The following is a 21,979-nucleotide window of genomic DNA, read 5'->3' as shown; positions in this document are numbered from 1 at the left end:
TATAAATATGAACAATGCTTACAATACAACATTCATCTGTTAAATAACAGTTGCAATATACATCTATTTTACACGAATTTTTCAAGAATGTCTCAATATTTTTATTTTTCCGAAAATGTAGTTATATTTCGCAAATTTAAGCGTTTTTCGGCTTTAAATCAGCTATAATGGAATTATTAAACTCAGGTGGTGTAATTATGGAACATAAAAAGACTTTTTTTTCTGTTACAAAGGAGACAAAGCATGGTACTGTTTATGTGGAAGGGCCTGTTCCTCCAGAAAAATTAGCTACGTATACATTCCACGAGGGATTAGTTGCCTTTAGACCTCCTAAACAACAACAGCAAGCCATTATAGAAATCGCAGGGCTTCCTGAAGGTCGCATTATTATCATTCGAAAAGACAACATTATTGTAGGCTACGTCACCTATTTATATCCCGATCCGCTTGAACGTTGGGCAGAGGACCGCATTCATAATATGATTGAGTTAGGAGCCATTGAGGTAATTCCTGACTATCGTGGGACTGGGGCTGGTAAAGCCTTGCTTTCGGTGTCCTTTATGGGGGATGAGATGGAGGATTACCTTGTTATTACAACTGAATATTATTGGCATTGGGACTTAAAAGGGACTGGGTTAAATGTATGGGATTACCGCAAAATGATGGAACGAATGATGAGCTCGGCTGGTTTCGAATATTTTGCTACAGATGATCCTGAAATTACATCGCATCCAGCTAACTGCCTAATGGCTCGGGAAGGCAAACGAGTGCCTCCTGAAACGATGGAAAGATTCGATAGGCTCCGTTTTAGAAATCGCTTCATGTATTAAAACCAACACAAAGGGGATGAGTATATGATTGTAGAAGAAATTATGAATGATGAGCCTTATACACTGGCTCCTACAAATACTGTGTTAGAAGCGCTGAAATTGATGCGTGAGAAGAAGGTGCGTCATTTACCTGTTATAGACAATGAACACCACGTTCTCGGTGTAATTACAGAGCGAGATATTAAAGAAGCATTGCCTTCGCCATTGAAGGATGAGCCGAATTCTCCTGTCTTTAGTGCCAAGGTAGAAGATATTATGATAAAAAATCCACTTGTCGGTCATCCTCTTGATTTTGTAGAGGAAGTTGCACTCACTTTTTATGAAACGAAGATCGGTTGTTTACCAATTGTCTCTGGGGGAAAACTTGTCGGTATCGTCACTACAACCGATTTGCTCTACACATATATTGAGTTAACCGGTGCAACTGAACCCGGCTCTAAAATTGAAATACGCGTGTGCGATACACCGGGCGTGTTATTTGAAATTACAAAGATTTTTAATCTGCATCATGCAAATGTCCAAAGCGTCTTAGTATATCCTGATTCTGAAAATACACAAAATAAAATTTTAAGCGTCCGAGTAAAAACACTAAACCCACTTGCTATCATTGAGAATCTTCGCAAAGAAGGTTTCGACGTGTTATGGCCTAATCTACCAGGTGTTTCATTATAATGAAAAAGGCTGTCTTTGTTTATTCGCCAGAACAACTCGGATATAAATTTTCAGATACACATCCTTTCAATCACAAACGCTTGACGCTAACGATGGATTTACTAAAAAACATAGGGGCGCTCGATGATGTCGATATCGTTCCTGCACGAATTGCAACAGAAGAAGAACTCTTGCTCGCACATGATCCAAAATACATTGAAATTGTAAAAAATGCAGGGCATGGTAAACTCAGCGAGGCACAATGTGCAAGCTATGGTATAGGCACGGAGGATACACCTATCTTTAAAAATATGCATGAAGCAAGTGCCCAACTTGTAGGTGGCACATTAACTGCTGTCGATTATGTGATGGAAGGAAAAGCCGAACATGCGCTAAATCTGGGCGGTGGGCTACATCATGGTTTCCGTGGGCGCGCTTCAGGTTTTTGTATTTATAATGATAGTACTGTAGCTATACGTTATTTACAGGACAAATACAAAGCGCGGGTGCTATATGTTGATACGGATGCCCATCATGGTGATGGCGTACAATGGAGTTTCTATGATGACCCCGATGTTTGTACATTATCGATTCATGAAACAGGTCGCTACTTATTCCCTGGAACAGGTAATATAACTGAACGAGGCAATGGGCAAGGCTATGGAACTTCATTTAACTTTCCAATCGATGCATTTACCGAGGATGATAGTTTCTTAGACATATATGAACAGGCAATGCGCGAAGTCTTTGAATTTTTCAAACCCGATGTTGTATTAACGCAAAACGGTGCAGATGCACATTATTTTGACCCATTAACACATTTATACGGTACAATGAATATTTATAAGGAAATTCCTAAGTTAGCGCACAAGCTAGCGCACGAATATTGTGATGGCAAATGGATTGCGGTTGGTGGTGGAGGCTACGATATTTGGCGGGTTGTACCACGCGCATGGTCTATGCTATGGTTAGAAATGACCGATCAAGAAAAACCATCAGGTCCCTTACCACAAGCATGGTTAGAGCGCTGGCAACCAGAGGCACCCGTGCCGTTTATTCCTACATGGGAGGACCCAAATCCTCTTTATGAGCCCATTCCACGAAAGGCAGAAATTGAAGAAAAAAACGCGCAAATGTTAGAAAAAGCGCTACATATTATTCGCACTGAAAAGCGCAGTTAAGCCGCGGTGCCAGTCACCCAAACAATTCTAAAACAATTCACTTCAATAAAAAAACACGCAAATCTTACTATTAGATTTACGTGTTTTTTGTTATTTGCTTTTAACAGATTGTCGCTGTTCAATGCGGTGTGGTAAAATAACCGCTTCGTCCTCAACAGGCTCTTTATTCATAAGTTTAGTCAATAAACGCATCGCAACAGCTCCGATATCATATAGCGGTAGTGCTACACTTGTAAGCTGAGGGCGCACCATACGAGCTAACTTAGAATTTTCAAAACTGATAACTTCGATATCCTCTGGCACATTTTTCCCAGCATCCTGCGCACCATGAATCAATCCGATAGCGAGTTCATCGCTTCCTGCAAAATAAGCAGTTGGAGGATTTTCTAGAGCAGATAACGTTTCCCATGCCTCTAAGCCCATATCATAGCTAGATTCCTCTGCAGCAATTAGTGATTCATCTATACTTAAGCCTGCATCTTGCAATGCTTTTTTATAAGCTTCAAGCTTGAATTTGCCATTAATTGTATAAGTAAGTGGGCCTGTTACAAAGCCAATTCGTTTATGTCCATTTTGAATCAATAACGAAATCGCTTCATACGCTGCCTGGAAATAATCAATATTCACAGTGGCAATTGTTTGTGATTCATCTACAGAACCTGCAAGAACAATCGGAACTGGCGAATGATCCATCGATTGTTGCATTTTCTCTGTTACTTCATCACTCATCATAACAATACCGTCCACCTGTTTGCCTAGCATTGTATCTAGCAGCTGTAGCTCTTTATCTTCATGTTGGTCTGAGTTGGCAAGAATAATGTTGTAGCGATACATTGTCGCAATATCCTCCACACCACGTGCCAGCTCCGCATAAACGTTATTTGCAATATCTGGGATAATCACGCCAACTGTTGTTGTTTTCTTACTCGCTAACCCTCGCGCTACTGCGTTCGGACGATATTCTAATCGTTCAATTACTTCTAATACTTTTTTTCGTGTTGCTGGTTTTACATTTTGGTTACCGTTAACTACACGAGAAACGGTTGCCATCGAAACATTTGCTTCTCGTGCAACATCATAAATTGTAACAGTCATCGTACGTGCCTCCCTTTTTCCTTTTATAGCCTTATCATACGATAATTTTCGCATCATTTTCAAGAAGAAGTACGTACATGAACAGAAATACCAAGTACAAATAGTACTGTTCTAGACATTAAATTGTCACGATATAATAAACACCGCCTGCTTAATGCGCAAGCGGTGTGAAATCATTATGCATGAATTTCATGATTCTTCATGAATTTTTGTAGCGTTTCGTAGAATGCATCGAATGTTGGAATATCCATTTGTTGTTGTGAATCAGAAAGTGCTACAGATGGATCTGGATGCACCTCTGCCATTACACCATCTGCTCCAATGGCAATTGCTGCTTTCGCACATGGTAATAATAAGTCACGTCGACCAGTTGAATGTGTTACATCGACGAATACTGGTAAATGTGTTTCTTGTTTTAAAATTGGTACTGCTGAAATATCTAATGTGTTACGTGTTGCTTTTTCGTACGTACGAATACCACGTTCACAAAGGATGATGTTCTCATTTCCTTTAGACATAATGTATTCTGCTGCATGAATGAACTCGTCAATCGTTGCTGCTAAACCACGTTTTAATAGTACTGGTTTATTTGTAGCACCCGCTGCTTTTAATAATTCGAAGTTTTGCATATTACGTGCACCAATTTGGATTACATCAATGTAATCAAGTGCTTCTTCTAAATGACCTGGTGTCACAATTTCTGTAATAACACCTAAACCATATTCTTCAGATACACGCTTTAAAATTTTAAGCCCTTCTAATCCAAGACCTTGGAAGTCATATGGAGAAGTACGAGGTTTGTATGCTCCACCACGGATTAACTTTTCACCTTTAGCTTTAATAGATGCCGCAACGGCTGCTACTTGCTCATATGATTCAACAGCACATGGCCCAAATACAAAAGATGGTTTTCCTTGGCCAATTAGTTCACCATTAACATTAATGACAGTATCTTCTGATTTTTTCTTGCGTGATACAAGTAATTCTTTCTTTTTATCCGCTTCAAGTTGTTTTAAAGCTGTTTTAAAGATTTGTTTAAAAATATAATCTACCGTCATTTGGTTTAATGGACCGTGATTGTGCTCTTTAATAAGATCAAGCATATGTCGTTCGCGCAATGGATCATAGCGGTTAACACCTTGTTTTTCTTTAATTTTACCGATTTCATCTACTACAGCTGCACGTTCGTTAATTAGACGAAGAATTTCTAAGTTTAATCCATCAATCTGACTACGTAAGCTTTCTAAATCCTTTTGGCTCATACTTCTTGCTCCTCTCCCTATGACAGACACTTTCAGAACTCTGAAATGTATGTTACATTTTTAGATATTAGCATCATTATAATCAAAGTTGTTCAGAATGTCACGCATTTTTAATTTAGCGCTTCAACTCGCTAAATTATTTTGAGATATTTCGAGGAAGGAAGCGATTACATTGAGTTCAAAATTATTTGCGCTTGATATCGGTACACGTTCTGTTGTTGGCATTATTTTAGAAGAAGATAATGATCATTTTCATGTACAAGATATTTTAGTAAAAGAGCATAAAGAACGGGCCATGGTAGATGGTCAAATACATAATGTCATGTACGTGGCAGAGTTAATTAATGAGATAAAACAAGAGCTCGAAGAAAAGCACGGACCTTTATCAAAAGTAAGCGTTGCTGCTGCAGGTCGTTCATTAAAAACCGAGCAGGCAAGTGTGACCATTAATATTCGTAACCGTCCTATCTTTACTGAAGAAGATATTAGTCGCTTAGAATTACAGGCCGTTCAACAAGCCCAGCAACGGCTCCTACAACATAAAGAGGATACGAAAACGAGTCACTATTATTGCGTTGGTTATTCAGTCCTTTATTATCGTCTAGATGGTGAAGAAATTGGTAGCCTTCTTGATCAGCAAGGTGACGAGGCACAAATCGAAGTGATTGCCACTTTCCTTCCTCGTGTTGTAGTGGAATCACTAATTGCCGCATTAAAACGGGCAAATTTAGAGATGGATGCACTAACATTAGAGCCCATTGCTGCCATTAATGTTCTTATTCCACCTACGATGCGCCGTTTAAATGTTGCACTTGTCGATATTGGTGCTGGTACTTCAGATATCGCCATTACCGATAAAAGTACAGTTGTTGCCTATGGTATGGTGCCGACAGCAGGAGATGAAATAACCGAAGCACTTAGTGACCATTATTTGCTTGATTTTCCTGTTGCCGAGGAGGCAAAGCGCCAACTGCATTGTTCAGAGGAGATTTTAATTCAAGATATTTTAGGATTCGATCAATATTATCCTAAAGAAGAAGTGCTTTCTGCAATTGAACCAGCTGTTAAACAACTCGCCAAGGCGATTGGAGAAGAAATATTACGTCTTAATAATCGAACTGCTCCTAAAGCCGTAATGCTCGTTGGTGGAGGTAGTTTAACACCTAACCTTACAACTGAAATCGGTCTAGTACTTGATTTACCAGCAAATCGTATTGCCGTTCGCGGTGTCGATGCCATTCAAAATTTAACAAAGGAAGCGCACATTAAAGCATCCCCTGAATTAGTAACACCTATCGGCATAGCTATTGCTGCAAAGAAAATGCCGATTCAATATATGAGTTTAACGGTAAATGAACAAATTGTACGCCTGTTTGAATTAAAAGAAATGACTGTTGGCGATGCCTTTTTAGCTGCCAATATTCGTGCTAAACAATTATATGGCAAGCCAGGTCATGGTTTATCCATTAGTGTGAACGGACAAGATATTTTTATACCTGGTGGCCACGGTCAACCAGCACAAATTTTAGTGAATGGACAACAATCCTCTACAAAAACAATTATTAAAACGGGGGATGCCATTCAGCTAATAGAAGGACAAGATGGTCTTCCAGCTACTGCTACAATAAGAGACATAGTGGATCAAGCAGTCATTAAAACGATTACAATTCAAGAAACAAAATATGTCATTGAACCTAAAATTACGGTTAACGGTTCATCCGTTTCAATGGATGCTCTCGTAAACGATCGTGATATTATCGCATATGAAATAGCGGAAACAGTAGAAGACGTGTTTACATTGACGAACAATACCAATTTACTGAAACAATTTGAATCATATGTTATTTACGTCGATGGCAAGCCATTATATTTACCAGCGTTTTCTGCGAATTTACTAATTAACGGAAAACCAGGAAAGCTGTCTTATGCTGTTCAACATAACGATATTATTACTTTTTCCCAACCATCGTTACCAACTGTACAACGAATCGCTGATCATATGAATGTGTTGTTGGAGGACAAAATCATTGTCCATTTTCAACAGGAACTGTTAGAGTTGAAAAAAACGACGAATGAAGTGCTTGTTAATCAAGCTGTTGTTTCACCGCTCTCTACGGTTCCTAATGGAGCGACGGTTAGCATTCAAGAGAAAGATCGAAGTCCTTGGATTTATCAGGATGTGTTCCGTTTCTCGAATTGGCAGCTCCCTACAACATTTAAAGGCAACTTTACGATTTTACGTAACGGACAGCCCGCAACCTTTGATACAGAAATTTTCGGTGGCGATCAATTAGAAATAGTACTCGAAGAAGCACCTTTATCATTGTAAAAAGTAGGTGCAAAAAGAAAAAGTGTTAGATTGACTGTAATTAATCTAACACTTTTTGCTATGTTGTTGATGTCAGGCTACGGCGAGGGCTTCCTGCGCGGTTTGTGCCATCTTATATGCGTGCTTTACGGTACATTCCACATGCTCACAGGAGTCACCACCACCGTTTTCATCAACTAGTACTAGTGTAGTGTTCTATAGGAAATCCTAAATTCCCCTTTAGTTTACGCTCGAACCTCTTGTGCTTTCTCTTGCTTTTCAACAGTTTGTTCAGTTGCTTCTACTACGTCCTCTTGTTTTACTTCACCACCATCGATAAATTCATCAAGTGGCTCTTCCCCTTCAAAAGAAACCGTACCATCATCAAAAACAGTTGGTGCTTTTGCAGACTTAAGCGTTTTAACTTTCTCTACCAATTGTGAAGATTGCTCTTGAATTTGTTTTGATAGTTGCACTGTTTTATCCTTCGCTGTTGACGAGAAGTCTGCACTTTTATCTTTTAAATTAACGGCTTGCACTGCCACATCACTACGTAAATCTTTCCCTGATTTTGGAGCTAATAATAACCCTGCTGCTGCCCCAACTATACCTCCAACTAAAGCGCCAATGACGAAATCTTTCATGTTTACACGCTCCTCTTCATAGATCGATTCCTGCGAATTATAAAGCTGTGGTAATGTACTTTCAAGTTGTTGTTCTTTCACTTCGTTAAAGTTTGGCTTTTGTGTAGTCATGGACAATTCCTCCCATTTTATAATCTAATGCGCCTAGACGTCTGTATTACTACTTGCGAGCAACACATGAAAATCGCCTAAGGCTTTATTTATATTCAGCAGGTGTCAATAAAGCACCTGCTCAATAATAATTATTTTTTGCGACCCCATTTTCTTTTCGGCTTGTCCGATTGAACTTGTTCAAAATTATATACGTCCTCAGGCATTATTTCTGGTGCCTGCTCAATAATTTTACGCTTCTTCCATTTATCTGCAATACCCATTGCAACATTACTCCACTGTACAACTTGCGCAATTTTTTCTTCGTTCTGTTCAACGCTTTTAGAAATAGATGTTGTAATTTGCTGTACGGATGCATTTAAACCATTTACAGACTCACCCATACCTTTCACTGCATGAACAACAGAATTTAACTGCTCCGATTTTTGTTGAATATCTTCGGCTAAGCTATTTGTTTTAATTAACAAAGAAGTCGTTTCACGTGTAATGCCTTCCATTTGTTTCTCAATGCCTGATAATGTGCCTGATAAACTGCTAAGAATGGATTTGAGCGAAAATAACGTCATACCGACGCTGACACACAAAAATAAAAAACCGATTGCTGCAATAATTGCTGCGATATACAAAATGACTTCCATAAAATAGACCTCCTGCTAGTAAGAATTCTCTCTATACTATTACTTACCTTATCTTCGACAAATAAAACTTAAATCCTTCTCAAATTTTAGAAAAACAGCTTATTCCTTACGGATTAAGCTGTTTCGTTGTTTTTTAGTACATCTTCAAAGGCATCTTGGAACTTATGAACATCGCCTGCGCCCATAAATAAAAACACTGCGCCTTTATGCTTTGTTAAAACATCAATACCTTCTGTAGTAATTACAGCACTTCCTTCAATAAGAGAGGCTAAATCTTGAATTGACAGTGCACCTTGCGTTTCCCTTGCTGAACCAAAAATATCGCAAAGGTATGCTGCATCTGCCAAACTAAGGCTATCAGCAAAGTCCTGTAAAAATGCTTGCGTACGTGTGAATGTGTGTGGCTGGAATATAGCTACTAATTCACGTTCTGGATATTTTTGTCTAGCCGATTGAATCGTTGCACGTATTTCTGTTGGGTGATGTGCGTAATCATCAATTAACACATGATCCCCGATTTTCGATTCCGTAAAACGTCTTTTTACACCTTTATATGTGTTTAAACGTTCTTGAATAATTTCTGATGAAATACCCTCGTATTGGCAAAGTGTAATAACAGCTAATGTATTCAACACTGCATGGTCGCCAAATAGCGGAATAAAGAAAGTGCTATAAAATTCATTGCGAACAAATACATCAAATGTTGTGCCTTCTGTTGTTTTTTCAACATTACGTGCTTCGAAGTCATTTTCAGCTCCGAACCCATAATAAACAACAGGCACTTTCGCTTGAATACGTTGCAAATGCTCATCATCACCACATGCAATAATTGCTTTTTTCACTTGTAAGGCAAGTGATTGAAAGGCTGCATATACATCTTCAATGTTCGCGAAGTAATCCGGATGGTCAAAGTCAATATTCGTCATTACTGCATAATCAGGATTATAGGCTAAAAAGTGTCGACGATACTCACATGCTTCCATCACAAAGAAGTTTGCATTTTCATGTCCTGCACCAGTACCATCACCAATTAAATACGATGTTGGTTTATATCCGCCAACAACATGCGCCATTAAGCCCGTTGTAGAGGTTTTGCCATGCGCACCTGTAATGGCAATGGATGTGTAATTGCCAATATACTCACCAAGAAATTTGTGATAACGAATAATTTCTACACCGATTTCACGTGCTCGCACTAATTCAGGATGGTCATCAGGAAAAGCATTCCCTGCGATTATTGTCATACCTTCTTTAATATTATCCGCATTAAAAGTAAAAATTGGAATATTTCGTTCACGTAACGGTTGTTCCGTAAAGAAATACTTATCAATATCTGAGCCCTGTACTTGTTCACCAGCATCAAATAAGATTTGTGCAAGCGAACTCATGCCAGAACCTTTAATGCCTGTGAAATGAAAAACTGTCATTAATTAAACCCCCCGGGAAATACAATATCCCATCTATCATCTATTAGGTGTATCGTATTTTGTACTAGGTATTAATACCTTTACACGTACAGAAAAATACGTACTATGTTAAAACATCTTGTCTATTATAGCACTATTTATGCACAAGGATAAATGTGCAACTTTTCTAAAAAAACTAATTTTGACGAAAGTCAGATAATCTTGACGAAAACACCGCAATTCTTATTCAAACATAGCAATTAAATCTTGCTCAGTAATATAACTTTCACGCGGTTTACTACCTCGTGCTTCTGACACAAAACCATGTGATTCCAGCATATCAATTAAACGTGCAGCACGATTATAACCGATATGATACTTGCGTTGAATAAGAGAAGTCGAAGCTCCACCTGCTTCATAAACAAAGCGACAAACATCCTCAAACAAATCATCTTGCTCTGCAGTAACTTCTGATTTCTTTAAAAGTTCCTCTTGATCGAATATATAATCTGGTTCACCTTGCTCACGAACATGATCGATAATCGCTTCTATTTCATCATCTGTTACAAACGTCCCTTGCAAACGTACAGGTGCCGACATGCCATTACCTAGATATAACATATCGCCTCGTCCTAGTAAGCGCTCTGCCCCTTGCCCATCTAATATTGTACGTGAATCGATTTGTGAAGATACCGCAAAGGCAATACGGGTAGGGATATTAGATTTAATTAGACCTGTAATAACATCGACAGAAGGTCTTTGCGTGGCAACAATTAAATGAATACCACAAGCACGTGCCTTCTGCGCAATCCGACAAATTGCTTCCTCAACATCTGCTGGCGACATCATCATTAAGTCTGCTAACTCATCAATAACAATTAAAATATAGGGTAATTTTAAACTATGCTCATTGTTTTTATCTGCTAAAGCGTTATAACGTGTAATATCACGTGCACCTGCATGTGCAAATAGCTGATAACGACGCTCCATCTCCTCTACAGCCCATTTTAACGCTGCTGTTGCAGCCTTTACATCCGTAATAACCGGACTGACTAAATGGGGAATATGATTGAATGGCGCAAGCTCTACCATTTTTGGGTCAATCAGCATAAGTTTTAATTCATGCGGTGCAGCTTTATATAATAAACTAACCAAAATGGAATTGATACAAACAGACTTTCCTGAACCAGTCGCCCCAGCAATTAAGCCATGTGGCATTTTTCGTAAATCAATTGTCACTGGCTTCCCTGTTAAATCGAGACCAAGTGCCGCTTCAAGTGGTGAATCAGAATCGAGGAATGACGCACTATTTGTCACTTCCGATAAACGAACAGCACGAGATACACGGTTAGGGATTTCTATTCCGATCGAACTCTTTCCAGGAATCGGCGCCTGTATTCGAATGTCTTTTGCAGCTAAAGCCAGTTTTAAGTCATCTGCTAAATTACGAATTTTGCTTACCTTTGTACCATGACTAACTGTAATTTCAAATTGAGTAACGGCAGGACCTTGCATAATCGATTCTATTTGTGCTGACACTTGGAAATAAGATAGTGCTTCAACTAGTGTATCCCCTTGTTGCTCCATCCACTCTGTATCTTGTGTTTTCTCCTCAGGTGGCTCCAAAAATTCATCCGTTGGCTTTTGGTACACATGAATAGGCTTTTGAGGTGTTATTTCTTTTTCAGGCTCTATATTTAAAATTTCCAGTGAATCATTAAGTTTCTCCTCAATGATGTTTTGATTATCATTTGATTGTGCGATAGTTTTTTCATGTAATAAATCCGTTTCGACAAAAAGCGTTGCAGAAACTTCTTCACTTGCATCCACTGTAATTGCTGGTTGTTCTGCTTGGCTTACTTCATTTGTGACAATCGGTGATACTGGATTTGCTTCAACAGTATCCACTTCAATCGCTAGCTGCTCTGCTTGGCGCATTTCATTTGTGACAATCGGTGATACTGGTTTTACTTCAAGTGCATCCGCTTCACTTGACTGTTTTTCAGTTGACATCCGCGTCATTGTTGCAACAGGAGACATCGTGATAACAGGATTACTATTAGATTCTGTCATTTTGGAAAAAGGTTCTTGGGATGATGTCTCTATTGAAGATGTATTTACATTTTCTAACAATGCTCCATCGTCGATTTTGTCATCATCGGAAGTAACCGCTATCTCGCTTTGTATTTTTTCTGTAGTCGCTGGCACTTTCGATTTTAATTGTTGTGAAATGCGCCATTTTTCTTTATCTGTTTTTAACATTAAGACATTAAATGGAATGCGACTCTTTTCTTGCTTTAAAGATGACTCCTCGACTACCTGCTGTTCATTTTCTTCACTCGTCGGCTGAACAACCGTCACTTCTCCAATATGGATTGTGGAATTCTCTATTTGTAATTGTTCCACAACGACTTCTTTTACATGAATTTCGGATTGATCTGCTGATAGCTGTTCAACAGCTAGTTCTTGTTGCACAGCATCTTTAATTTGAGCTTCAAAATTTACAGCAAAAGATGTTGTTTGTGGTATAGGTAGCTCTATATCTGCTTTATCTGTCAGTTCGCTCTGCTCTGGAATTTCAAGCTCTTCAAATGTAATCGGCTGCTTTGGTGTTGCTTCCGTAGATGCTTCAAAAGCTACTTTGCTTGACTCTGTCACTTCAACTTCTTCAAAAGTAATTGGTTGCTTCGAAGTAGCTTTGCTATTCGCATCAACGATTGCTTGACTTTGCTCTATCACTTCAACATCCTCAAATTCACTTGAATGCTTCGCTGGCACTTCCTTTAAGCTTGATATCTCAAGCTGTTCATGTAAATCATTTGGCGTAATGGTAGGCTCTTTTTCTTCTAGTATATTTTCAATAGGCTTATTTGTTGTCGCTTCTTTTGCAATCATAGCAATGGAGGGCTTTTCCGCTTCATGTTCCTCCTTGCGTTTATTTAATAATTGCTCGATTGGACTTGGTTTTGCAAAACCATAAACTGGCGAAGGAACATCTGTTGGTACAAAACGTTTACGATTTTGCGTCATAATTTCGGCAGTATTTTCCTGTTTCGCTTGTGGTTCTTTTATAACAGGTGTTGCTTCAACTTGTGCATCACGAAAAACCATACTCGCTTTTGTCGGATATTCTTGCTTAGGTTGAACACGTGAAATTGTCGTTCGGCCAGTTCGTTTCGAACGATTTTCTAAAAGCTCACGAATTCCAGAAACTTCTATGTCATATACACGGGAATCTACAACTTGATGATTTAAATGTTTTGGTAAAGATAAATCTTCAATTTGGCCATATACATCGTCCATTTGATTAAACATTTCTTTTGGTTGTGAAGCAGGTTGCGGCAACTCTGGTTCATCGTCAATTAAAGGGAAACGAAAAGCTTTTTGTGAAGGTGCTTGCGTCTCCTTTATCGGCTGTTGCTGCTGCGGTTGCTCCTCATACTCTTCGTAATATTCTTCATATTCATAGTCATCTCTATTTAAAATTTTATCTAATTTTCTTTTAAACCAATTCACGTTGTTTCACTCATTTCTCTTACACTTCTTTTATAGCATTGTCTAAGACTATTAAAATCGGGTACTAAAACTATGTTCAATGTCCACATCAAAAAGCATACCATAAAAATGATATAGAAACTCGTATTTATAGGCTCAATCTAGACAAAAAATCGTTATACCACCAGCTATTGGTAGCATAACGATTTTTGCTTAAAACTTATTCGTTTAACGGCTTGGTGTTTCAAATGCACTACCTACTACAGCATCTTCAGGTAAAATTAAAATACCTTTTTCAGATGGTGCATTAGGAATGGCTAATTCACGCGCTGAGCATAACATACCAAAAGAGTCAACACCACGTAAATTGCCTTCTTTAATCAGCATACCTGATGGCATAACAGCTCCAATTTTAGCAACGACTACTTTTTGACCAGCATCAACGTTCGGTGCACCACATACAATTTGTAGCGTTTCTTCTCCTACATTGACAGTACAAATACTTAATTTATCAGCATTTGGATGCTTTTCTTTTGTTTCTACATAGCCCACAACAAATTTAGGTGAAAAATCTACATCCAGGCTAATTGTAGCTCCATTGTTCGTAATAGCAGCTTCAAGCTGTGCAACAAATTCTGGTGTAATCTCTACATTCCCCTGCGCCTCAACTTGCACATACTTACTTGCATTAAATAAGTTAAATGCTTTTATTTCCCCTGTTTGTGCTTCTTTTAAAATGGCAATATCACCAGCACGTTCTACCTCTGTTTTCACAATTGCCTCTGTTGCTAATTGTACTAATAGGACATCTCCCACATGTTCTTTGTTGTAAAATACATTCATTGTTTTTCTTGCTCCTTCTTTACTCTGTTTTTTGCTAGTATAAAGATTGGTTCTAGCTCTCCATCTTCATAAATAAATGATAATGACGTAATCGGTACTGTTCCTACCGTAAAGAAATGCATCGTCATCTGTGCTAATACATCATACCCTGTTTCATTGCGAATATCACCTAGTATTAATACATCTTGATGAGGTACAGATACAGTCATATCCCCTTCAATTTTTGAGCGCATATCTTTTAAAAAGCTTTCATTTAAAATACGACTGGCATCATAGCCATCATTGGCATTAATAAAATAAAAGACATTGCCAGCTACTTCGTCTTTCTTATAATTGGTTGGTAGTTGCTTAACAGAAAAACGCGCCATTTCTCGGATTTGCTCTACAGTTATTTTTAACGTTTCTAACATGGATTCATCAATAAAGCGATACGTTTTTCCTAAATCGAGTGCATAGAAAATACGTGTTTCGGCAGTATGCTCCGTTGTGATAAAAGCATGTCCTTCTTTCGAAGCTTTCGGATAAGATGTAGCACGAATAACCGGGTAGATTTGCCCAGATTGTTTAAAGCCTTGCTCCTGCTCCTGTTCCATTGCTAAAAAAGTTTGCTCAATCGTATAGACAACTTCTGCAATCGCCGCTTCTTGCTTTTCATTATATTTTGCTAAAATACCTGGTAAAGAAAGCTCCATCCCTTTGTCTAGTTTTTTATGATTTAAGCGTAATTTATCTTGCTTTTTATCAAATTGAAAATCAAACTTTTGCTCATTTAACTGTTTTTTTAATAGGGACACAAGTTGCTCTGATTTTATTTGTTTCAATTCGCTCACGTCCTTTCTTCATAATGAAGCGGCTCACATAGATTTGTGAACCGCTCTTCAAACGATGCAATTATTTAATCTTAACCGAATGAACGATTTTCGTCATCTCATGAAGATTATTTTCAATATTATTTGCTGGTGAAATAGTCGTCATTTTTACACCACCACTGCTGACAATTAACTCAAATTCATCTTTATTATCTGTTTTAGACACCGCAGAGAAGCCGAAAATACCATCCTTGTCATATGTAGTTTCATTAATGACTTTCTTTGAACGATCTTCTTTTAGCAGATTATAATAAAGCTTACTATCGTTTTGTTCACGATCATTGATAAAAAGAATATAAGAATTCGTTCCTTTTGATATTAAAATATTATAGGCATCTGAACTATCCTCAATTTTGAACTTTGACGGTAAAAAAAGTTGAATTTGACCAATTTTGTCGGTATACGCTTCTGGCTCTTCTGCAAATACCTTTTCTGTCATTTGAAGTCCACTAGCAATTTGTTCATCAACCGATTGATTACAACCCGAAAGCCCCAAAAGTAATAGCAGTAAACCTAATGCTTGAAGCCTTGCATAAGACATTTCAATCTCCCTTTCATTGCTAACTTTTTTCTATTTTAAAAAAATTCTAGATAAGTTGCAACTTCACTGCTTCGTTCTCACTAGTTCTAAGACACTATCTTTGTGCTAATGTGAACAAATATTGTCCAACAAGCAGCGCGACAATATGCTCGAACATTGTCTGTCTACTCACTATCCCTTGCGTAAAAATACCTACAGCCCCTGCGCCTTGACGAATATCTAGACGTTGCGTATATTGTTCCATTACAGGACCAAGCTCCCTGCCACCCCTTATTTCCTGGGCAATTTCTTCTGGCAAAATAATTTGTGCACCTGCTGCCGTAAACGTTGTCCCATCAGCTAATGTTAGTGCTCCCCAATTGCAGACATACATCACACCATCTATTTCAGTGACGCCACCTTCAAGTCCAAAGGATAGTGCTGCATCGGTCGCAAGGGCTGTATTTTTCGCCCGATTGATGGCCCCTAATCTTGTTTCTTCCGTAGTTAAAGGTTGCTCTGATACTTGTGAGGCGGCTTTAAAATATGTAAAATTTACTTTTTCAAAATATTGATTAACAATCGCTTGCACTGCTTGGATTTTCGCTTTATTCGTTGTCCCAATCGCTATTTCCATTGATATCCCTCTTTCTTTACATAGAAAAAAGATGCCCTAAAGGCATCTTTTCTGTTACTTATACATTAGCGCGAATCGTTTCTAATGTCGAACGATCTGCTTTTTTCACTAATTCTACGATTAATGCTTTAGCTGCTGCATAGTCATCAATATGAATGATCGATGCTGACGTATGGATATAACGCGAGCACACACCAATCACAGCACTTGGTACACCGTCATTTGATGTATGTACACGACCAGCATCGGTGCCGCCTTGAGATACAAAATACTGATATGGAATATGATTAGATTCTGCCGTATCTAAAATAAACTCACGCATACCACGGTGTGTGACCATTGTACGGTCAAGTATTCGTAATAATGTCCCTTTACCAAGTTGACCAAATTGATTTTTATCTCCAGACATATCGTTCGCAGGTGATGCATCTAACGCGAAAAATAAATCAGGTTGAATCATATTTGCTGACACTTGAGCGCCACGTAATCCAACTTCTTCCATAACATTGGCACCTGAATATAAATGAGAAGCTAATTTTTCATCTTTCACTTCTTTCATTAATTCAATCGCCAGTCCACAGCCGTAGCGATTATCCCACGCTTTTGCCATTATTTTTTTCGGATTGGCCATCGGCGTAAATGGACATACTGGGATGATTGACTGTCCTGGGCGAACGCCAAGAGCAATCGCATCTTCTTTATTGTCCGCGCCGACATCAATCAGCATATTTTTGATTTCCATTGGTTTTGCACGTTCTGCATCTGTAAGTAAATGCGGTGGAATGGATGAAATTACACCTGGAATTGCACCGTTTTTAGTATATACTTCTACACGTTGTGCAAGCATCACTTGGTTCCACCAGCCTCCAAGTGTTTGAAAACGAATTAACCCATTATCAGTAATAGATGTAACCATAAATGCTACTTCGTCCATATGACCTGCTACAAGTATTTTAGGGGCATCTGCTACTTCACTATGCTTGACACCAAAAATACCACCTAAATGATCTTGGATAACCTCATCTGAGTACTTCTGTAGCTCTGAACGCATAAATGCACGTACTGCATGTTCATTGCCTGGTGCACCCGGTAATTCCGTTAAAGTTTTAAATAATTGTAATGTTTCCTCATTCATGATGACTCTCTCCCCACGAAGTAGAATTTTCTTCCTTGCTTATTGTATCATAATTATTTCAGAAGTCGAAATATTGATATATTTCATAAAAGTCCTTTGCAATGAACGTGCATTCACTCTTTGTGCTATGCTAAAATAGAGCTATAGGAAAAGGAGGAAAAAACCCATGAAATTACGTGATTTTTTAATTGGTGTTGCAACAGGCCTCGCCGCGGCAGTCATTATTAAAGAAGCCAGTGAAAAAGTTTCTCCGTATGTGCCAGCAGGACAAGTACTTGAAAACATAAAAAAGGAATTTAAAAAAGATGCGCCAATAGACGGTTCTTGGATCTTTATGAAAACAGATAATTTCACAAATGGTTTTATGACAATTCCCGTTTATCGTGGTGGGATTTCTCGCATGCACGAGGGTGAAATGCAAACATTCGAGTTCGCTGCCGACGCACGCTCTGGCGTTGTCGTAGAACTAATCGAAGTCTAAACATAATCTTTTACAATAGCATGTGGACATTGTGATACGTCCATATGCTATTTTCTTTATAACTACATATATGTAGTGCAGGATGAACGATGCTGCTCAAGTTGTTTTTCGTTGTTTCGCGGGTAAATCATTTTGTTCTGCGGGTGTTTCTCTCGCTTTCGCGGGTAAATCTTCTTGCTCCGCGGGTATTTCTTCTCTTTTCGCGGGTAAATCACCTCACTCCGCGGGTATTCTTCTCCCTTTCGCGGGTAAATCTTCTTACTCCGCGGGTATTCCTCACCCTTCCGCGGGTAAATCACCTTACTCCGAGAGAAATCAAATAAAAGGAGGTATATGTGTTATACCTCCTTTTACGTAATCTTATTCTTCTAGACCTTTATTATTAAAATACTTTTTATATTTTCGGTAATAGTTTAGATTATTTAGCGTAAGCTTTACCCATCGCTTTGGATTCATATCTTGATCGAAGTAAAGTGAATTGGTGCACTTTCCTTCACGAATCAATTTTTGCGCTTCTAGTTTAAGCTTTTCGTTTGATGCGTATTTAAATAGCACACCTTTCGGAATAATCATCCATAAATGTTTATCCTCTACATATGTTAACTGTTGCTCAATATTTAACATATGGTCATCCGCTACATATTTCATTAAGTTATGACCACTTGCGGTTACATAATAGCTTGAGCGACCGTTACGTAAATTAATTTCAAATAACTTATATTGTTTATCGCGAATATCATACTTCATATCGAAGTTAGCAAAGCCCGTATAGCCGATATCTTCTAAAAAGTGGCGCACTTGATCCATCAGCGCTTTATCATATGTCGTTACGATTGCTGCATAACTACCAATTCCTTCAGGTGAATGCTCTTCTAAAATTGGGTTACCTAGGCACATTAGCTTCACTTTCCCGTCTTTTCCTACATATGCATTTAACACGCGCATATACGAATCATCACCAGGGATGAATTCTTGAATAATCATTGTATCTTGGTAAGTAGAGCTATAAATCGCTTTTAAGATAGCCGTTTTTTCCGCTTCATCATGTGCAACGAAGACCTTTTTCTTTCCTGGGAATTTACAAGCCCAATATTCCACTGAATTGGACGCTTTTAAAATAATTGGATAGTCAAATGGTGGTGTAAAGTCTTGATAGTTTTTAGCTGTAACTGTTGTTGTACCTGGATACTTAAAGTCGTACTTCTCACACATTTTATAAAAATTTTCTTTCAATAATATTTCATCCATTAATGACTCATCAATATAAGGTACTGTAAAGTGCTCCTGTAGAGCCGGTTTGTTTTTAATAATTAGTTTTGCATAATCATCGCCACAAGCAAGTAGCAGTAATTTTTTATCAGCGTATTGTTTTGCAACTTGTGCAAGGGCTGGTGCAAATACGTCTTGTTCATTTAAACGATCGATTTCTTGGAACTCCAATATATGGCTATCCTGTGTTGCTGTTAAATGTGAACGTCCTAATACAAGTGGCTTAATGCCATATGCTTCATAAAATGCTCGGGCCATGCCGTATGCATTCATATCTGATCCTAATAATACTGGTAAAAATGGTTGCTCCGTTGCCATCGTTATTTCAACTCTCTTTTGTGTTTTAGTATAGCTTTTAGTGTATCACATTTTCCAAAATGTTCACGAAAAAAAAGCCCCCATACGGAGACTTTTCCATTATTCATAATGTACTTTGTAATCATTGGATGTAATCCATTTCAATTTCATCGAGAAGATTCGCAGTAAGATGACATTTAATATAATTGGTAAGGCGATAAATAATGTAACAGCTACAGTGATTGTATAAGGTGTCCATCCGACTAAACTTAAATATTTCAACGGTCCCACAAAACCACCTAAACCGAAACCTGCACTGTATGGGGTACCTACGATTTCAAACAGACCTGCTAATGCCCCTAATATTCCCGCAGTAATAATCATCGGAAATGCTATTTTAGGTTTCATGAAAAAATTACGCATTTGAATTTTTGCTGACGCAACATGGGCAATGGCTGTCCCAATATTATTTGCTTTATAACTGGCAATACACATTCCGACGCCAGAAGCACAAACACCGAGATTTGCTGCACCTGCACCGATGCCTGATAACATAATAACTGTCGCAACACCGATTGTAGAGATTGGTGAAATGATTAAGATAGAGAAGATCATGGCAATTAGCGAGCCCATTACAACAGGTTGTAATGTCGTTAAATGCTCAATTATCAGACCAACATAGCCTGAGCCTGTACGCACATACGGTAAAATGGCATTTCCGATTAAACCAGGTACGAACATAGCAAGTGCAGGCATTAAAAGAAGTGTAAAATCTTTCAGCTTATTTCCTAAAAATTGCACAAACAGTACAGCCAAAGCTGTCGTAATCCCGATATTAATTACCACACCAATACCGGCGATGGTAATGCCTGCATCCGGATCAATTGTATAGACACCGCTACCGACAAATGCAGCTAGTCCAACGCTACATGTTTGAACAGGCGTTAATTTAAAGCAAATACCTGTCATTACACCTATTACAACTGGCAATAGACTCATAGCTAAAACCGATGTATTTAAAATAATTTCTAACTGAGGTACGTAGGGAATAATTAATTTTAATATTTCTCCAACTAATGCGTTTGGAATTAAACAAACGACAATCCCCATACTCATACCGGTTAGTACATTATTAATAAAATTTTTCATTGTATTTCATTTCCCTTCTGACAATATAACGCTCGTTGATGTTATCCCAGTATATTAATATTAGACTAATCGGTCAATATAAAATATTCAGAATATTGTATACCAATATCGGTAAACAGCATATTCCATCCATAGTCAGAAAGTAGTCGTTTACAACTAGCTGAAAACTGCACAAAAAATATCGGTGCCAGGCACATAAACAATTACAGCAAGATAAATAAAAAAGACTACAGGCAAGCGTCAAATCTTTCGCTTGCCTATAGTCTAGTTCAAATGTGTGTCCTATGATTAAAATGTTATAACCGCTTGTCTACTGCGTTCTAACTTAGCAACCATTTCCTTACCTGTTTCATTCCATTTCACCATTCGATAATACGCATCATGGTAGAAAATAAAACTGTAGCCGTTTGCTAAAGCTTCTTTCATCATTCGTTCCTTGGCAAATACACTCGTCATCGGATAATCATCATATGCTAACACCCATAAAGGATTTTGATGCGCATGCGTTGGCATAATATCGGCCATATGTATCATGACCTCACCATTTTGTGACAACTTAATGATGGCATGTCCATCACTATGACCACCTGTGTGGATCATTTCAATGCCAGAAGCTACCTCTAAAGAGCTTTCGAACGTTTCAACTAAATGCTGTACAGGCTCCCAGTTTTCTTTCCAATACGTATTTTTTGAGCGAATATTTGGCTCACGCATTTCATCCCATTCAATTTGTGTTACATAGATTTTAGCATTTGGGAATGTAGGAACTAAAACTTCACCTTCCCATTGCGTCAGACCACCCGCATGATCAAAATGTAAATGTGTCATTAAGATTGCATCGATATCAGCGGTTGTTAGACCAAGCTCTTGTAAACTATCAGCTAGCGTCGATTCCTCTGTTACGCCATAGTTTCGTAGTTGCTTTTCATTTAATTTGTTAAAACCGACACCCGTATCAATAAGGTAATTTTTTTCACCATATTGAATTAAAATAGGCTCTGTTGGTAATTCAATTTGATTGTTTTCGTTTACTGGATATTTACGTGACCAAAGTGGTTTTGGTACTACGCCAAACATTGCACCGCCATCAAGGCAAGTGACACCCCCGTTTAGCCATGATAATGTCATATTGTGAAACTTTAACTGATCCATCCTTAC

The 21,979-nt window shown here is 38.2% G+C and carries 19 protein-coding genes; 5 read left to right on the top strand and 14 right to left on the bottom strand.

Annotation, left to right across the window (positions count from 1 at the left end; genetic code table 11):
• Nucleotides 1–197: 197 nt before the first annotated feature.
• The 3 genes from LS41612_RS06235 to LS41612_RS06225 are packed head-to-tail and all read left to right on the top strand — an operon-like array spanning nucleotide 198 to nucleotide 2,662.
• Nucleotides 198–830, top strand: a complete 633-nt coding sequence (locus tag LS41612_RS06235; RefSeq protein ID WP_024363763.1) for a GNAT family N-acetyltransferase — start codon at nucleotides 198–200, stop codon at nucleotides 828–830.
• 24 nt (nucleotides 831–854) lie between these two features.
• A complete protein-coding gene (locus tag LS41612_RS06230; RefSeq protein ID WP_024363762.1) occupies nucleotides 855–1,502 on the top strand; it encodes an acetoin utilization AcuB family protein in 648 nt (215 codons plus the stop codon).
• Entirely contained in the window at nucleotides 1,502–2,662 is a 1,161-nt protein-coding gene (locus LS41612_RS06225; RefSeq protein WP_024363761.1) for an acetoin utilization protein AcuC, read from the top strand. Before LS41612_RS06230 ends, LS41612_RS06225 begins: the two co-directional genes overlap by 1 nt.
• A 90-nt stretch (nucleotides 2,663–2,752) precedes the next feature.
• On the opposite strand, the gene ccpA is transcribed toward LS41612_RS06225, so the two are convergent.
• Together ccpA and LS41612_RS06215 are read right to left on the bottom strand one after the other, a co-directional pair.
• Complete coding sequence (ccpA, locus tag LS41612_RS06220) at nucleotides 2,753–3,757, bottom strand: catabolite control protein A (protein WP_024363760.1); 1,005 nt, start codon at nucleotides 3,755–3,757, stop codon at nucleotides 2,753–2,755.
• Nucleotides 3,758–3,933: 176 nt separating this feature from the next.
• Nucleotides 3,934–5,019: a bifunctional 3-deoxy-7-phosphoheptulonate synthase/chorismate mutase gene (locus LS41612_RS06215; RefSeq protein ID WP_024363759.1), complete on the bottom strand. Its 1,086-nt coding sequence runs from the start codon at nucleotides 5,017–5,019 to the stop codon at nucleotides 3,934–3,936.
• Nucleotides 5,020–5,191: 172 nt separating this feature from the next.
• On the opposite strand from LS41612_RS06215, the gene LS41612_RS06210 reads away from it, so the two are divergent.
• Entirely contained in the window at nucleotides 5,192–7,348 is a 2,157-nt protein-coding gene (locus LS41612_RS06210; RefSeq protein WP_024363758.1) for a cell division protein FtsA, read from the top strand.
• A gap of 224 nt (nucleotides 7,349–7,572) precedes the next feature.
• On the opposite strand, the gene LS41612_RS06205 is transcribed toward LS41612_RS06210, so the two are convergent.
• The 9 genes from LS41612_RS06205 to LS41612_RS06165 all read right to left on the bottom strand — a co-directional run bounded on the left by LS41612_RS06205 (nucleotide 7,573) and on the right by LS41612_RS06165 (nucleotide 17,625).
• On the bottom strand, nucleotides 7,573–8,082 hold the full coding sequence (locus tag LS41612_RS06205; protein WP_024363757.1) for a YtxH domain-containing protein: 510 nt from the start codon (nucleotides 8,080–8,082) through the stop codon (nucleotides 7,573–7,575).
• A gap of 131 nt (nucleotides 8,083–8,213) precedes the next feature.
• The gene (locus tag LS41612_RS06200) at nucleotides 8,214–8,720 is read right to left on the bottom strand and encodes a DUF948 domain-containing protein (protein ID WP_024363756.1); all 507 of its coding nucleotides are present in this window, start codon (nucleotides 8,718–8,720) and stop codon (nucleotides 8,214–8,216) included.
• A gap of 113 nt (nucleotides 8,721–8,833) precedes the next feature.
• Nucleotides 8,834–10,147: a UDP-N-acetylmuramate--L-alanine ligase gene (gene murC / locus LS41612_RS06195; RefSeq protein ID WP_024363755.1), complete on the bottom strand. Its 1,314-nt coding sequence runs from the start codon at nucleotides 10,145–10,147 to the stop codon at nucleotides 8,834–8,836.
• Nucleotides 10,148–10,369: 222 nt separating this feature from the next.
• Nucleotides 10,370–13,642: a DNA translocase FtsK gene (locus tag LS41612_RS06190; RefSeq protein WP_024363754.1), complete on the bottom strand. Its 3,273-nt coding sequence runs from the start codon at nucleotides 13,640–13,642 to the stop codon at nucleotides 10,370–10,372.
• A gap of 207 nt (nucleotides 13,643–13,849) precedes the next feature.
• Entirely contained in the window at nucleotides 13,850–14,464 is a 615-nt protein-coding gene (ytpR, locus tag LS41612_RS06185) for a YtpR family tRNA-binding protein (protein ID WP_024363753.1), read from the bottom strand.
• Nucleotides 14,461–15,285: a DUF1444 domain-containing protein gene (locus tag LS41612_RS06180; RefSeq protein WP_080653366.1), complete on the bottom strand. Its 825-nt coding sequence runs from the start codon at nucleotides 15,283–15,285 to the stop codon at nucleotides 14,461–14,463. Before LS41612_RS06180 ends, ytpR begins: the two co-directional genes overlap by 4 nt.
• Before the next feature lie 70 nt (nucleotides 15,286–15,355).
• On the bottom strand, nucleotides 15,356–15,874 hold the full coding sequence (locus tag LS41612_RS06175; RefSeq protein WP_024363751.1) for a hypothetical protein: 519 nt from the start codon (nucleotides 15,872–15,874) through the stop codon (nucleotides 15,356–15,358).
• 94 nt (nucleotides 15,875–15,968) lie between these two features.
• On the bottom strand, nucleotides 15,969–16,490 hold the full coding sequence (locus LS41612_RS06170) for a DUF84 family protein (protein WP_024363750.1): 522 nt from the start codon (nucleotides 16,488–16,490) through the stop codon (nucleotides 15,969–15,971).
• Nucleotides 16,491–16,548: 58 nt separating this feature from the next.
• The gene (locus tag LS41612_RS06165) at nucleotides 16,549–17,625 is read right to left on the bottom strand and encodes a M42 family metallopeptidase (protein ID WP_024363749.1); all 1,077 of its coding nucleotides are present in this window, start codon (nucleotides 17,623–17,625) and stop codon (nucleotides 16,549–16,551) included.
• Nucleotides 17,626–17,791: 166 nt separating this feature from the next.
• Here LS41612_RS06165 and LS41612_RS06160 point away from each other — a divergent pair, with 166 nt between their 5' ends.
• Nucleotides 17,792–18,106, top strand: a complete 315-nt coding sequence (locus LS41612_RS06160) for a peptidase M4 (protein ID WP_024363748.1) — start codon at nucleotides 17,792–17,794, stop codon at nucleotides 18,104–18,106.
• Between the two features lie 360 nt (nucleotides 18,107–18,466).
• Here LS41612_RS06160 and LS41612_RS06155 read toward each other — a convergent pair whose 3' ends face one another.
• The 3 genes from LS41612_RS06155 to LS41612_RS06145 all read right to left on the bottom strand — a co-directional run bounded on the left by LS41612_RS06155 (nucleotide 18,467) and on the right by LS41612_RS06145 (nucleotide 21,973).
• Nucleotides 18,467–19,693 carry a carboxylate--amine ligase gene (locus LS41612_RS06155; RefSeq protein WP_024363747.1) on the bottom strand — a complete coding sequence of 409 codons (1,227 nt, stop codon included), beginning with the start codon at nucleotides 19,691–19,693 and terminating at the stop codon, nucleotides 18,467–18,469.
• Between the two features lie 99 nt (nucleotides 19,694–19,792).
• Complete coding sequence (locus LS41612_RS06150) at nucleotides 19,793–20,821, bottom strand: PTS sugar transporter subunit IIC (RefSeq protein ID WP_024363746.1); 1,029 nt, start codon at nucleotides 20,819–20,821, stop codon at nucleotides 19,793–19,795.
• A 288-nt stretch (nucleotides 20,822–21,109) separates the two neighbouring features.
• On the bottom strand, nucleotides 21,110–21,973 hold the full coding sequence (locus tag LS41612_RS06145; protein ID WP_024363745.1) for a YtnP family quorum-quenching lactonase: 864 nt from the start codon (nucleotides 21,971–21,973) through the stop codon (nucleotides 21,110–21,112).
• Between the last annotated feature and the right edge of the window lie 6 nt (nucleotides 21,974–21,979).

It is taken from the genome of Lysinibacillus sphaericus (assembly GCF_002982115.1).
In the GTDB taxonomy this organism is placed as follows: domain Bacteria; phylum Bacillota; class Bacilli; order Bacillales_A; family Planococcaceae; genus Lysinibacillus; species Lysinibacillus sphaericus.
This window is presented reverse-complemented; position numbering and strand designations above follow the sequence as displayed.